Origin of the sequence: Halopseudomonas phragmitis, assembly GCF_002056295.1 — a bacterium.
In the GTDB taxonomy this organism is placed as follows: Bacteria; Pseudomonadota; Gammaproteobacteria; order Pseudomonadales; family Pseudomonadaceae; genus Halopseudomonas; species Halopseudomonas phragmitis.
Map to the genome: position 1 here is coordinate 300,589 of NZ_CP020100.1, position 14,192 is coordinate 314,780.

At 61.3% G+C, this 14,192-nt stretch carries 15 protein-coding genes; 4 read left to right on the top strand and 11 right to left on the bottom strand.

Features of this window, described 5'->3' with window-relative positions; translation table 11 throughout:
• Positions 1-12: 12 nt before the first annotated feature.
• Together BVH74_RS01345 and yejK are read left to right on the top strand one after the other, a co-directional pair.
• Positions 13-1,842, top strand: coding sequence for an SLC13 family permease (locus tag BVH74_RS01345; protein ID WP_080048350.1), 1,830 nt, complete (start codon positions 13-15; stop codon positions 1,840-1,842).
• 65 nt (positions 1,843-1,907) lie between these two features.
• The gene (gene yejK / locus BVH74_RS01350) at positions 1,908-2,915 is read left to right on the top strand and encodes a nucleoid-associated protein YejK (RefSeq protein WP_080048351.1); all 1,008 of its coding nucleotides are present in this window, start codon (positions 1,908-1,910) and stop codon (positions 2,913-2,915) included.
• A gap of 102 nt (positions 2,916-3,017) precedes the next feature.
• Here yejK and BVH74_RS18740 read toward each other — a convergent pair whose 3' ends face one another.
• Genes BVH74_RS18740 through BVH74_RS01375 form a run of 5 tightly spaced genes read right to left on the bottom strand, consistent with a single transcriptional unit; the run spans position 3,018 to position 6,887 of the window.
• Entirely contained in the window at positions 3,018-3,536 is a 519-nt protein-coding gene (locus BVH74_RS18740; RefSeq protein ID WP_218189163.1) for a DUF4190 domain-containing protein, read from the bottom strand.
• Between the two features lie 41 nt (positions 3,537-3,577).
• Complete coding sequence (locus tag BVH74_RS01360; protein ID WP_080048352.1) at positions 3,578-4,912, bottom strand: MFS transporter; 1,335 nt, start codon at positions 4,910-4,912, stop codon at positions 3,578-3,580.
• A 17-nt stretch (positions 4,913-4,929) separates the two neighbouring features.
• Positions 4,930-5,412: a GNAT family N-acetyltransferase gene (locus BVH74_RS01365; RefSeq protein ID WP_080048353.1), complete on the bottom strand. Its 483-nt coding sequence runs from the start codon at positions 5,410-5,412 to the stop codon at positions 4,930-4,932.
• An 18-nt stretch (positions 5,413-5,430) separates the two neighbouring features.
• On the bottom strand, positions 5,431-6,225 hold the full coding sequence (blaOXA, locus tag BVH74_RS01370) for a class D beta-lactamase (protein WP_080048354.1): 795 nt from the start codon (positions 6,223-6,225) through the stop codon (positions 5,431-5,433).
• 29 nt (positions 6,226-6,254) lie between these two features.
• The gene (locus tag BVH74_RS01375; RefSeq protein ID WP_080048355.1) at positions 6,255-6,887 is read right to left on the bottom strand and encodes a TetR/AcrR family transcriptional regulator; all 633 of its coding nucleotides are present in this window, start codon (positions 6,885-6,887) and stop codon (positions 6,255-6,257) included.
• A 78-nt stretch (positions 6,888-6,965) separates the two neighbouring features.
• Between BVH74_RS01375 and BVH74_RS01380 the strand changes: the two genes are divergently transcribed.
• Positions 6,966-8,072, top strand: a complete 1,107-nt coding sequence (locus BVH74_RS01380; RefSeq protein ID WP_080048356.1) for a DUF2855 family protein — start codon at positions 6,966-6,968, stop codon at positions 8,070-8,072.
• Between the two features lie 40 nt (positions 8,073-8,112).
• Here BVH74_RS01380 and BVH74_RS01385 read toward each other — a convergent pair whose 3' ends face one another.
• From BVH74_RS01385 to BVH74_RS01400, 4 genes are all read right to left on the bottom strand, one after another.
• On the bottom strand, positions 8,113-8,874 hold the full coding sequence (locus tag BVH74_RS01385) for an ABC transporter permease (protein WP_080048357.1): 762 nt from the start codon (positions 8,872-8,874) through the stop codon (positions 8,113-8,115).
• A complete protein-coding gene (locus tag BVH74_RS01390; protein WP_080051579.1) occupies positions 8,871-9,827 on the bottom strand; it encodes an ABC transporter ATP-binding protein in 957 nt (318 codons plus the stop codon). The genes BVH74_RS01385 and BVH74_RS01390 overlap by 4 nt, the downstream gene beginning before the upstream one ends.
• 72 nt (positions 9,828-9,899) lie before the next feature.
• Positions 9,900-10,835 (bottom strand): glutathione S-transferase family protein, encoded by a 936-nt coding sequence (locus BVH74_RS01395; protein ID WP_080048358.1) that lies wholly within the window; start codon positions 10,833-10,835, stop codon positions 9,900-9,902.
• 76 nt (positions 10,836-10,911) lie between these two features.
• Positions 10,912-11,205: a GIY-YIG nuclease family protein gene (locus BVH74_RS01400; protein WP_231705639.1), complete on the bottom strand. Its 294-nt coding sequence runs from the start codon at positions 11,203-11,205 to the stop codon at positions 10,912-10,914.
• Positions 11,206-11,235: 30 nt separating this feature from the next.
• Between BVH74_RS01400 and BVH74_RS01405 the strand changes: the two genes are divergently transcribed.
• Positions 11,236-11,718: an asparaginase domain-containing protein gene (locus tag BVH74_RS01405; protein WP_080048360.1), complete on the top strand. Its 483-nt coding sequence runs from the start codon at positions 11,236-11,238 to the stop codon at positions 11,716-11,718.
• A 177-nt stretch (positions 11,719-11,895) separates the two neighbouring features.
• On the opposite strand, the gene tldD is transcribed toward BVH74_RS01405, so the two are convergent.
• Positions 11,896-13,338, bottom strand: coding sequence for a metalloprotease TldD (tldD, locus tag BVH74_RS01410; RefSeq protein ID WP_080048361.1), 1,443 nt, complete (start codon positions 13,336-13,338; stop codon positions 11,896-11,898).
• Positions 13,331-14,191 carry a carbon-nitrogen hydrolase family protein gene (locus tag BVH74_RS01415; protein ID WP_080048362.1) on the bottom strand — a complete coding sequence of 287 codons (861 nt, stop codon included), beginning with the start codon at positions 14,189-14,191 and terminating at the stop codon, positions 13,331-13,333. Before BVH74_RS01415 ends, tldD begins: the two co-directional genes overlap by 8 nt.
• Position 14,192 lies beyond the last annotated feature (1 nt).

Here is a 14,192-nt window from a genome sequence, read left to right on the forward strand (position 1 = left end):
GCGTACCCGGCCATGAGCGGCGAGTTGCTCTGGGTGCTCGGCCTGCTGCTGTGCAGCATGGTCCTGTTCATCCTCAACAAGCCGCGCATGGACGTGGTCGCGCTGCTGGTGATTCTGGCCCTGCCGCTGTCGGGCATCCTCAGTCTGGAGGAAACCCTGGCCGGCTTCAGCGATCCCAGCGTCATCCTGATCGCCGCGCTATTCGTGATCGGCCATGGCCTGGTCCGTACCGGCATCGCCTATCAGCTCGGCGACTGGATGGTTGCCAAGGCTGGCAACAGCGAATCCCGGCTTCTGATCCTGCTGATGCTGACCGTCGCCGGACTTGGCTCGGTGATGAGTTCGGCCGGCGTCGTCGCCATTTTCATTCCCATCGTCCTCAGCATTGCCAGCCGCATCGGCAGTTCGCCGGCCCGGCTGTTGATGCCGCTCAGCTTTGCCGGGCTGATCAGCGGTATGCTGACCCTGGTCGCAACCCCGCCCAACATGGTGGTGCACAGCGAACTGGTCCGTAATGGCCTGGACGGCTTCAGCTTCTTCAGCTTCACCCCGATTGGCCTACTGGTACTGGCCCTGGGGATCGGCTACATGCTGATTGCCCGACACTGGCTGGGCCAGACCAAAGCCCAGAACAGCCATGCTCTGCCACGCCAGACCCTGACCGAACTGGCCAGCGCCTACCGCCTGACCGAGCGTGAACGGCGTCTGCGGGTACGCCCGGACTCGCGTCTGGCCAACCACCCGCTGAACGAGCTGGAACTGCGCAGCCAATACGGCATCAATGTGATCGCCGTTGAGCGCCAGCAACGCTTTCGCACTCTGCTGCAGATCGCCACCGGCAATACGCTGATTCAGCCCGGCGATGTCCTGCTGGTCGATCTGGCCAGCCCGACCATTGCCCTGCTCGGTGCCTACGACGAGTTGGGACTGGAGCCGCTGCCGCTCAGTGATTCCTATTACAGCATCCACTCGCACCAGCTCGGCTTGGCCGAAGTGGCCCTGCCGCCGGAATCACGATTGCCAGGCAAGACCATTCAGGAGCTGGGCTTTCGCAGCCAATACCAGCTCAACGTCGTCGGCCTGCGTCGCAGCGGTCAGGCGCTGGAAGGATTGCTGGTCGATGAACGGCTCAAGCCCGCCGACACCCTGCTAGTGGCCGGTGAGTGGAAGGATATCAAGCGCCTGCATGGTCTGAGTCGCGACTTCCTGCTGCTCAGCCTGCCCGCCGAAGTCGATGAGGTGGCACCGGCCAAGCGCAAGGCACCCTACGCCCTGCTCTGCCTGGCAGTGATGGTGATGCTGATGGTCAGCGGCCTGGTACCCAATGTGCTGGCCGCCCTGATCGGCTGCCTGTTGATGGGCGCATTCCGCTGCATCGACATGGATTCGGCCTGGCGGGCCATCCACTGGCCCAGCCTGCTGCTGATCGTTGGCATGCTGCCATTCGCCCTGGCCCTGCAGAAAACCGGCGGGATCGACCTGGCGGTTCACGGCTTGCTGCAGCTGTTTGGTGAAGCCGGGCCACGTGCACTGCTGGCAGCCCTGTTTGCCGTAACAGCGATCACCGGCCTGTTCATTTCCAACACCGCCACAGCGGTGCTGATGGCCCCGGTAGCGATCGCCACCGCCCAGGCGCTGGAGGCCTCACCGGCACCATTCGCCATGATCGTCGCCCTGGCCGCCTCGGCAGCATTCATGACGCCAGTGTCCTCACCGGTCAATACTCTGGTGCTGGACCCCGGCCGGTACCGGTTTACCGACTTCGTGCGGATCGGCGTACCCTTCACCCTGCTGGTGATGCTGGTCAGCGTGCTGCTGGTGCCCTGGTTATTCCCGTTATGAACGCCTTTGCGCCCCGCGCCGATCTGCGCTAACGTGCGGCCCTTGAAACCCTGCGGACAGACGTCATGCCCATCGACAACAGCATCGTTCATCAGATCCACAAGAAACCTGACGGCCAACCGGCCAGCCTGACACTGCGCGACGCCGAACTGGCCGCCAGCGAGGCTCTGGAGCAATTGCTGGCCGGCCTGATCGAAGCCTACAACAGCAAGCCGAACAAGGCCTGGGGCTACTTCCACGAGGAAAGCGGCGCCTACCCGTTCAGTGGCTGGTTGCAGCAGTTGCTGGATCAGGAGCTGGATTTCGTCGGTTTCTCGGCCAAGGCCACCGAACAGCTCAAGACCCTGATGGAAAGTTCCAATCTGGCGCTCGGCGGCCATGTGCTGTTCATCCGTTACCGTCAGGGCATGACCGCGTTTCTGGTGATCGCTCTATTGCACCATACCGAAGGCGTTACCGTCACTGACGACCTCGATGTGGCCGCTGCCCGGCATCTAGATCTGTCCAGCCTGAACATGGCGGCGCGGATCAACCTGACCGAATGGAAACAGAACGCCAGCGCCAAGAACTACATCTCGTTCATCCGTGGCCGCAGCGGCAAGCGGGTTTCAGACTACTTCCGCGACTTCATCGGCTGCGTCGAAGGCTCCAACCCGGAAGAGGAAACCAACACCCTGTTGCAGGCCTTCAGTGACTATGTCGGTGAAGCCGAGCTGGAGCCGGATGCGCTCAAGCAGAAAACCAAGGCCCTGAGCGGTTACGTTAGCAGTCAGGCGCGCCAGGGCGAACAGGTGGCACTGGAAGAGTTGTCGGGGCTGATCGACGAGGAGCAGCCGCGCGCCTTCTACGACTACATCCGGCACAAGGATTACGGTCTGGCCCCGGAAATCCCGCCGGACAAGCGCGCGGTGAGCAACTTCATGCGCTTCTATGGCAAGGCTGACGGCCTGTCGATCAGTTTTGAGGCGCATCTGCTCGGTGAGCGAGTCGAATACGATGAAAGCGAGGATGCCCTGCTGATCAAGCACCCACCCAAGGGACTGATTCAGCAACTGCGCAACAAAAAACGCTAGGCATTATTCGCGGCTGCTAGCCGCTCCTACCAGAATCATGCGCGGGGTAGGAGCAGCCAGCAGCCGCGAACCAAACCCTCTAGCAACAGTAAGCTGCCGCGTTCAGCGATACACCAGCGATCCCTCGGTCGAGAGGATCATGACCATCACCAGCCACGACAGCAACCCCAGATAACCCAGCACCAGCCCACCCAGCGCCAGACCATCGCCCTTGAGCTGGCCATTGCTGCGACGAATGTTGGCGCGCGCCACGTGGCCACAAACCACCGCTATCAGCGAGCCCAGAAACAGCAAACCCACAATACCCATCACCAGACTTAGCACCGCCAAACCCGAGGTTCTGACTGCATCGCCAGCCGGCTGCCGCGGCACCGTCGAGGCCGCCTGCTCCGGCTCGGCAACCGCATCGAGCTCTACCTCCCAGCTCGATGCCGTCGCCGTGTCGGTACGCCGCTGAATCTCGGTAGCCTGCCCACCCGCCGCGACAAAGCTGACCGGATCGCCCTGACTCGGCATACCCAGACCTTTCCAGTCCGAGAACCCATAGCTATAGCGGCGGCCATTACTACCGCGCACCACACCCGGTTTTGCGCCGGGCACATCAACAACAACACCGTCCATCAATGTCCCTCACCCTCCATGAATCAAGCCGACAGCTCGCTTCAAGCCGCCTCATCACGCCACTGCTCGGCGGCTTCAGCACCGCGCGCCTCGCGCAGCGGTAACACGGCGATGATCGCCAGTACGAACAGCAGCATGCAGAACAGGATCGCGTCGGCCAGGCCAACACCCCATTGAATCAGGCCCAGGCCGAACATGCCAAACACCGCTGCCAGCTTGGAGGCCATACCCCATAGCCCGAAGAATTCGGCGGCCTTGCCCTTGGGCGTCAGTACACCAACCAGCGCGCGGGTAGCCGATTGGGAGGAACCCAGGCTGGCTCCGGCCAACACACCGGCTACCAGAAAAACGTACTGGGCTTGCCAACTGACCCCGAACCAGCGCGCCAGCAAGCCGGTCAACGCCGGGGTTTGCCAGATTGCCAGGATCGCCACCAGCCACAGACTCAGGGTGATCAGATAGGTGGTGCGTGCACCGATCCGGCTTTGCAGCCAGCCAAACCCCAGCGCCCCGATGGTGGCGGTGATCTGCACGGTAATGAACATCAACACCCGCACATTCTCATCCCAGCCGATAACCTGGGCACCGTAGATGAACGAGAAGGCAATGATGATGTAGATGCCAGCCATGGCGAAAAATACCGACACCAGCAGATAGCGCAGATCACGAAAATGACTGACCTCGCGCCAGGTGGTCAGTACCCGATTCAGGCCGATCCCCAGCAGGTTCTGGTCAACCGGCAGGCGCTTGCCACTATGCCGCTCCTTGAGCCAAACAAAGGTGGGGATGGCTGCAATCAGGAAGAAGGCCGCCGCGAAAGGTCCGACCCAACGAATGGTGTCGTAGTTGTCGGCCGATACTTCGCCAAGAAACACCAGGGCAAAGGCGGCAGCTACCAGCCCGCCAACATAACCCAAGGCCCAGCCAACCCCGGAAATCCAACCCAGTGCCTGGCGCGGCCCCAGATCCGGCAGAAAGCTGGCTATAAAGCCCTCGCCTATGGAGTAGGCGAAATTCGATAGCACGATCAGTACCACCGCCAGGGTCAGCCAGCCCGGCTCAATCAGATACAGCATGGCGGTGGTAACCACGGTCAGCAGATAGCTGGCGAACAGAAAGCGCTTGCGGCTATGGGTGTAGTCCATGATTGCGCCGCAGACCGGATTGGCCACCACCACCATCAGGTAGCTGAGCGCCAACGCCAGACTCCAGAGCAGATTGCCGAGCCGATAGTCCGGGGCATCACCAACGATTACCCGGGTAAACAGATCACCGTAGATCACGGTAATGATCAGCAGCGTATACCCCTGATTGGCGAAATCGAACATCGCCCAACCAAAGATTTCGCGTTTCGGGGCCAGCTCGGTAGCGCTCATCGCAGCTCCTCTGGTTCTTATAATGGCTTCTGCCAGAACATAGCCCGCCCCATCTGCGGGTCCAGTTCATAACCGGCATAGCCCAGCTTGCGATAGGCCGCCTGGGCTACCCGGTTGCCTTCGAGTACCTCCAGCGTCAGCTTGCAGCAGCCCCGTTCCCGGGCAATACGCTCTACCTCTTCCAGCAGTTGCTGGCTGAGGCCCTGGCCACGAAACTCCGGCAGTACCACTACATCGTGGATGTTGATCAACGGTTGGGCAACAAAGGTCGAGAAGCCTTCAAAACAGTTCACCAGTCCGGCCGGTTGCCCATCGACCCGGGCCAGCACACTGAAGGCATGCGGCAAACCAGCCAGTTTGCCCACCAGGCTGGCCTTGACCGACTCGGCCAACGGCTCGCCGCCACCCATAGGGTCGCGGGCATAGGCGTCGAGCAGACCAACAATTGCCTGGGCATCATCGGGATCATGGTAATTGGCTTGGCTGAGAGTAAGGGTCATGCGGCTGGCTCCGTTGTTTCACTGATTATCTGGCAGCGCCTGGATAGAACGCAGAATATCGCGGCCAATGGCCTCGCGCTTGGGCAAATCGTCCAGCCGATTGGGAGTATCGATATTGAGGGCGAAGAATACCGGGCCTTGCGGCCACTCGACCCAACCCACCCACCAGCCATACTGGCCTTGCCAGCCGGTCTTGGCTCGCAAAATCCAGTCACGCCCGGCTTCAACGATCAGAATATCCTTAACCAGACGCTGGTGCTCGAGCCGGAAAGGCAACAGGTTACTGTACAGACGCTGGAGAAATTCGATCTGCTCATGGGCGGAAATGGCCAGAGCCCCATCGATCCAGTAGGGCCCCTGCTCAGTACTCGGGTCGGCGTTGCCGTAGCTGCTGTACTGCAGGTATTGCCGGGCCTGTTGTTCACCGATCAGCCCGGCAAACTGTTCGTATACCCATACGGTGGAGTTGCGCATTGACGAGCGCAAGTCCTGATCCTGGTTGTGCGCAGCGAAACTGCGCTCCACGCCGTCCCAGACGAAGATCTGGAATTCATCCCGCACTACACCAGCCTCAAGGGCAAACAGGGCGTGCGGGATCTTGAAAGTCGAGGCTGGTGAGAAGCGCTGCTGCGCTCGTTGTGGGTTGTGTACCCAAAGCTGGTCCTGCTGGCCACGCTGATCAAGCACCACCAGGGTTCCGCTGGCCTGATGCTGATCGAACACTGCTGCCCAATCCGCTCGCTGCTGCTCCGGGGCGGCCTGTACCCAAGCGGTCATAAACCAGAAACTGCAGATAAACAGCAAAACGCGCATGGGCTCTCCCTGTCCAGTATGAAAGTCGATCAGTTATGTGATTGCAGGGCAGCCAGGCACATATACTCCATCTCCTGCGCCCACTGACACAATTGAGGCTCATCAAGCTGTACCAGCATGGCATAGCGGCGTCCGCCCCAAACCGCCAGATGCAGGGCTTCGACCCGGCTCGGCGGAGGTGGTTCCGGCAGATCGGTGCAGGCATCGATGACCCGTTGCCACATCGCTGCCAGCTCCTCACAGGCCCGCCGCTGGTGCTTGTGCTCGGCGATCTGGGCTTCGAGCTTGAGCATATCCGGGTGAAACCAGGACAATTCGGCTCGTTCCAGCCCACAGAGCAGACGAATCAGCCGCTGGATGCGTTGTTGCCAGCTAAGCCCCGGCACCTGCACCACCTGCTCATCGACCGCATGAATCAGAGTCTCGATGCAATGGCGCACATAACCTGAGTGCAGCGCCTGCTTGCTGGGGAAGTAGTCATATAGCGTGCCGACCGCAACACCTGCCTCCAGGGCTACCGCCCGGGTGGTCAGACGCTCCCAGCCATCGCGCTGCCAAATCCGAACATAGGTATCGAAAATCGCCTGCACGGTGAACTTGGCCCGGGCCTGGGTTGGCCGTTTGCGCGGCTTGCTGCGCGGCTCGCTCGGGGTTGCCTTCATCGCTGGCGGTATCCGAACCACTGCTCCCGTGCGCCGCGATAGAGTGTGTTCACCATCATTGCTGTCAGGAACCTCATAATGACTCTTGTTACCCAGTTGCAAACCGACAAGCTCGATCTCGGCAAGACCCGCATTGCCAGCCAGCCGCTACCGGCACTGCAAGCCGGGGAAGCACTGTTGAAAATCTGTCGCCTGGCGGTCACCACCAACAATATCACCTATGCCGCCTTCGGCGACACGCCGCATCTGCGCTATTGGGACTTCTACCCCACCGATAATCGGGAGTGGGGCCATATGCCGGCCTGGGGATTTGCCGAAGTAGTTGAAAGCACTGTGGACGGTCTGACCATTGGCGAACGATTCTATGGCTTCTGGCCGATCGCCAGCCATGTGCGGATGCAGCCGGTACGGATCACTGAGCGCGGCTTCTACGACGGCAGCGCACACCGCCTGGAATTGACTTCCGCCTACAACCAGTACCAGCGCATCAGCACCGACGCGGCCTATCGGGCCGAGAACGAGAACTACCAGATGCTGTTGCGGCCGCTGTTCATCACCTCGTTCATGCTGGCCGATTTCCTTGAGGACAACCAGTTCTTCGGCGCCCGCCGAGTGATCATTTCCAGCGCCTCAAGCAAGACCGCCTACGGCACGGCGTTCTGCCTGGAGCAGGTACCGGGGCTGGAACTGATCGGGCTGACCTCTACCCGCAACTGCGCCTTTGTCGACAGCCTTGGCTGCTACCAGCGCAGTGTCAGCTACGATGAACTGGAAAGCCTGAGCACCGACGTACCGACGCTGTATGTCGATTTTTCCGGCAATGACGATCTGCGCGCCCGCATCCACAGCCACTTCGATGAAGCGCTCAAATACAACTGCTACGCCGGTTCGGCCCACTCCCAGGACCACCTCAGCGCCAGTGCTATTCCGCCGACCGGTCCGAAGCCCGAGCCCTATTTCGCCCCCTACCAGATCCGCAAGCGCAATGCCGACTGGGGGCCGGCAGAAGTGACCCGCCGCTTCAATGAAGCCCAACTGGCCTTTATCCAGCGGGTCAGCGACCAGGCCAACCCGTGGATGTCAGTCACCGAGCACCAGGGACTGGAAGCTGGCCAGCCGCTGGTCCGCTCACTGGTCGATGGCCAGGTCGACCCCAACTGCGGGCATGTGCTGGTACTGGAGTAACACGGAAAGGGAGCATCGCTCTGGCGATGCTCCCAAGCCCCTAGGGTTTTAGCTTGTAGCCGGTACGAAAAATCCACCACACCAGAGTCAGACATACGCTCAGAAATACCAGGGTCATGCCAACACTGACGCCAATGTGCACATCGGCGGCGCCATAAAAGCTCCAGCGGAAACCGCTGATCAGGTACACCACCGGATTGAACAGGGTCACGGTCTGCCAGAACGGCGGCAGCATGGTGATCGAGTAGAAACTGCCGCCGAGAAAGGCCAGCGGCGTGACGATCATCAGCGGGATGATCTGCAGCTTCTCAAACCCGTCAGCCCAGACCCCGATGATGAAACCGAACAGGCTGAAGGTCACCGCCGTCAGAATCAGGAAGGCCAGCATCCAGAACGGATGCAGGATCTGATAGTCGACGAACAGCCGCGCCGTAACCAGCACCAGCAACCCGAGCAGTACCGACTTGGTCGCCGCCGCACCGACATACCCCACAACGATTTCCACCGGCGATACCGGGGCTGACAGCACCTCGTAAATGGTGCCGGTGAACTTGGGCATGTAGATGCCGAACGAGGCATTGGAAATGCTCTCGTTGAGCAACAGCAGCATGATCAGCCCGGGAATGATGAAAGCCCCGTAGCTGACCCCGTCGATCTCAGCCATGCGCGTACCGATCGCAGCACCGAAGACGATGAAATACAGCGAGGTGGAAATCACCGGCGAGGCAATGCTCTGCAACACGGTGCGCCACATGCGCGCCATTTCAGCCTTATAGATGGCCTGGATACCGTACAGATTCATGCGCCCTCCCCAACTCGCAGGCGCGGCTGTTCCTGTCCTTGCAGCAGCCCAACGAAGATATCTTCCAGTGAACTCTGCGAGGAATGCAGATCCTTGAACTCGAGGCCTTCGCGCTCGAGCTGACGCAGCAGATCAGCCACCCCGGTCTGCTCGCACTTGGCATCGAAGGTGTAGACCAGGGCGTGGCCCTCATCGGCCAGGGTCAGGGCATGACAGGCCAGCGCCGCGGGGATCTCGGTGATCGGCTGCTGCAACTGAATGGTCAATTGACGGGTACCGAGCTTGCGCATCAAGGTGGCCTTGTCTTCGACCAGCAGTAGCTCGCCATGGTTGATCACCCCGATACGGTCGGCCATTTCCTCAGCTTCTTCGATGTAATGGGTGGTGAGGATGATGGTCACGCCATTATCACGCAGGCGCCGCACCATGGCCCACATGTCGCGACGCAGCTCGACATCGACCCCGGCCGTCGGCTCATCGAGAAACAGCACCTGGGGCTCATGGACCAGCGCCTTGGCAATCAGCACCCGGCGCTTCATCCCACCGGACAACGCCATGATCCGCTCGTTGCGTTTATCCCACAGCGACAGCTCACGCAAAATCCGCTCGATCAGCGCTTCGTCCGGCGCCTTGCCGAACAGTCCACGGCTCAGACGTACGGTAGCCAGCACCGTGTCGAACATGTTGTTGGTCAACTCCTGGGGTACCAGGCCGATCAGGCTGCGGGCCTTGCGATAATGCCGCACGATGTCGTGCTCCCCTACCAGCACCTGGCCGGCCGAGGGATTGACCAGCCCGCAAACAATGCTGATCAGGGTGGTCTTGCCTGCTCCATTGGGGCCGAGCAAGGCAAAGATTTCACCCCGGCGAATTTCCAGACTGACACCCTTGAGCGCCTGAAACCCCGAGTCGTAGGTTTTTGCCAGATCCCTGACAGTGATGATCGCGCTCACAATAGCTCCCTGTTTGTTGCAGTCATTGACCGGCACACCGGTCATCGCTAGCGTTCAACTTACTAACCCCGATCAGGCCGCCGACAGGGCAAAGCCGAAGCGCGGGAAGTACACATGCAGTAGCCCGGCACGCTCGTCCTCGCGGGCAATGATGATCTGCTCAGCATCTTCGTAGACCAACGTGCCAGCTACCGGATCGGTACCATAGTCTACGGCATTGACACTGACCGCTTGACCCACCTGCAAGCCAAGCGGGCTAACAAATGTGCTCTCGGGCACGGCTTGCGGGGTTGCCGCCTGGGCGATGCCGATTGCCTCGGCGGCGCTCAGCTCGGTATGGGCCCCATGCCCCACATCGGCAATGCGCTGCATCCAGGCTCTGACCGCCGGATAACCATCCAGCGCCTCGGCCACGGCCGCGTTGCTGGCAACGAACCACAGCGGATGGTAATAGGCGAAGTCGGCGATGCAGGCCAGTTCACCCAGCAGGTAATCACCATTGCGTTCGAGCTGGGTTTCCAGCCGCCCGAGCAGAGTCGGCCACTGAGACAATGCCACCTGGGTATCCAGGCGACTGGCTGTGCCACCGCTGAAGAGCTTCTGGCGATCAGCCACGAAGCCCTTGATCACCTCCTCCGGCATCCCGGCAAACCGTGCAGCCAGGCCCTTGGGCTGGAAATTGATCGCCACCGCGTGCTGAAACAGCACCTGATCGGCGAACTGAGCCAGCGCCGCTGCCGCCGCTTCACGCCCTTCCGGGAACAGGGCCGGGGTGGCCTTTTCCTGCTCCAGACGGCGGGCGATCAGTGCGGTATCGCAATAAATATCGGCGCCAATCTGCAGTACCGGGGTGCGCCGGTAACCGCCGGTCAGCGCGGTCAGGTCCGGCTTGGGCATGACCGGAGGAATCAGTACCGAGTGCCAGGACAGGCCCTTGAAGCCCAGTAACAGGCGGGCTTTCTCGGCGAACGGCGATTGCGGGTAATGATGCAGGATCAGATCGGTCATGGGGATTCTCCATTCAAGGTCCATGCAGCTTAGCGGTGCCGCCGGCTGATGCCCAGTTGCTCGTGGTGACTGATCATCAGCCATCGAACTGACTGATCAGTCGTTCCTTGGCTTTTTTGTTCAAGGCCTTGATGGCCAGTTCGCGGCGCAGTGCCGTGCCATGGTCGCCACACAGCTCACGCCAGACCAGCGCCTGGGCCGGGCTGCGATTGAAAAAACGTGCGCCCTTGCCCTGCTGATGCTGGCGAAAACGTCGCTGCGGGTCGGTGCTGATCCCAGTGTAAAGATGACCGTTCTCAGCCCGTACAATATATACCCACCAGCACGTCGACGGTTCCTCATGGCTGCTTTGTGGCGGCGCAACAGGCATACTCGGTTCATTCATTGTGGAGACAAGCTCATGTTCGTACAGATATTCACCACCGGGGGCACCTTCGACAAAGTCTACTTCGACGCCCTGAGTGAATACAAAATTGGCGAACCCATGGCCGCTGAGCTGCTTGAGCAGGGCCGGGTCGGCTTCAACTATAGCGTGGAGTCGCTGCTGAAAAAGGACAGCCTGGATCTGGACGATGACGACCGCACCCTGATCCATGAGCGGGTCGCCAACTGCCCGCATGAACACATCCTGATCATCCACGGCACCGATACCATGACCGTCACCGCCGCCGCGCTGGCCGATATCGAACACAAGGTCATCGTCCTGACTGGCGCCATGCAGCCGGCCCGCTTTCGCGACAGCGACGCCCTGTTCAACCTCGGGCTGGCGGTCGGCGCCCTCAACATTTGCCAGCCCGGCGTCTGGATCGCCATGAGCGGACGGGTGTTCCCCGCCGACGGGGTACGCAAGAACCGGATGGCAGGGCGGTTCGAGGCGCACTGAGGCTCTCCCTGCCCTAAAGGTCAGGATTTTCCGCGCCCTCGACAACGCCAGGATGGGCTGCCACGGGCGCAGCCCTCGCAACACACCGGCCACCGCACCGCGCAGACCTACCCCGGCTCCACCGTCATCGCGAGCCGCTGGCGGCGTAGCGATCCAAGTGCTGTGCTGCTATTGCACTCAGCCCGTACCACCCACAGTAATCTGGTCGATTTTCAGCGTCGGCTGGCCAACCCCAACCGGCACCGATTGACCATCCTTGCCACAGGTGCCAACACCACTGTCGAGTTGCAGGTCGTTACCCACCATAGACACGCGGGTCATCACCTCTGGGCCATTGCCGATCAGGGTCGCACCCTTGACTGGCGCTGTGATCCGCCCGTCTTCGATCAGGTAGGCTTCACTGGTGGAAAATACGAACTTGCCGCTGGTGATATCGACCTGGCCTCCACCGAGATTGGCGCAGTACAAACCTTTTTTCACCGAACGGATGATTTCCTCTGGCTCGCTTTCGCCAGCCAGCATGTAGGTATTGGTCATGCGCGGCATGGTCAGATGCGCATAGGACTCACGGCGCCCGTTACCGGTCGGCGCTACTCCCATCAGCCGGGCATTCAGCTTGTCCTGCATATAGCCTTTGAGAATGCCGTTCTCGATCAGGGTGGTGCAGTGGGTCGGCTGGCCCTCGTCATCCAGACTCAGCGAGCCACGCCGGCCCGGCAGGGTGCCATCATCAACAATGGTACACAGGCTGGAAGCCACCTTCTCGCCCACCCGGCCGCTATAGGCCGAACTGCCCTTGCGGTTGAAATCGCCTTCCAGACCGTGCCCAACCGCCTCGTGCAGCAACACTCCGGACCAGCCCGGGCCCATCACGACCGGCAGGCTACCGGCCGGGGCGGCCACTGCCTCAAGGTTGACCGAAGCCTGGCGTACCGCCTCGCGGGCATAAGCCATGGCCCGTTCCTCAGCCTCGAAGAAGCGGTAGTCGGTACGCCCGCCGCCGCCAAAGCTGCCGCGCTCGCGGCGACCGTTGTGTTCGATGATGACGCTGACATTGAGCCGCACCAGCGGCCGGATATCACCGGCCCAGGTGCCGTCACTGGCGGCGATCAGCACGGTGTCGTGGACGCCGCCCAGGCTGATGCTGACCTGGGTGATGCGCGCATCCAGGCTGCGGGTATAGGCATCCAGGCGCTGCAGAAAAGCCACCTTGTCAGGCTGGGACATGGCCTCCAGCGGGTTGTCCGGCAGATACAGTGGCTGCCCCGCCGGCCGCTGCCAGGCCTGGACCCGGCCGCTCTGGCCGGCCCGGGCAATCGATCGGGCTGCACCGGCGGCCTGGCTCAGGGCCGGCAGACGAATGTCATTGCTGTAGGCAAACCCGGTTTTTTCACCGGACAGGGCACGCACGCCAACCCCCTGATCGACATTGAAACTGCCGTCCTTGACGATCCCGTCCTCCAGCACCCAGGACTCGCTGATCTGGTGCTGAAAATACAGATCAGCAGCATCCACACCTGGGCCCTTGAGCAGTTGCCCCAGTACTTCGGCAACCCCGTCAGCGCTAAGCTCGGCGGGAGCCAGCAGACGCTGTTCGGCCTGTTGGATCAGTTCATTCATGAGATTTCGGCTCCTTGGCGACCGGCTCGATACGGTCAGTCACGGCAAAACGGCGATGCTCGGCAACCGGCATACGCGCACGGATATCTTCCAGATGCTGGCGGTCAATGGCGCCGGCAACCACACCCATGCCTTCGGGCAGGCAGGCCTGGATCACGCCCCAGGGATCAATCAGGCAACTATGTCCAAAGGTCTCACGGCCACCGGTGTGGCGCCCACCCTGGTTGGCCGCCAGTATGTAACACTGGGTTTCGATGGCCCGAGCCCGAAGCAGGACCTCCCAGTGGGCCAGCCCGGTGACTGCGGTAAAGGCCGACGGCACCACGATCAGCTCGGCCCCGGCCCGGCGCAGGGCCTGATACAGGTCGGGAAAGCGCACATCGTAACAGATGCTCAGGCCCAGGCGCCCGACCGGTGTGTCCAGGCAGACCAGTTGCTGACCATGCTCATAATCGCGCGACTCGCGATAGCTGCGGGTATTGTCCGGCACTTCGACATCGAACAGATGCAATTTGTCGTAGCGGGCGACTTCCCGCCCCTGATCGTCATAGACCAGGCAACTGGCCAGGGCCTTGCCGTCGTCGCTGGCCGGCAACGGGATACTGCCGCCCACCAGCCAGACGCCGTGCTCGCGCGCCTGACGCGCAAGAAAGTTACGGATCGGACCACTACCGCCAAACTCAGCCTTGGCAATCTCGGCCAGTGACCGATTGCCGAAGGCCGCGAAGCATTCGGGCAGCAAAATCAACTCGGCTCCGGCCGCCGCCGCTTCACCAATCAGCACCGCCGCCTGATTGAGGTTGGCCTTGACCTCCGGGCCGCTGAGCATCTGCAGGGCTGCTACCTGAGCCATA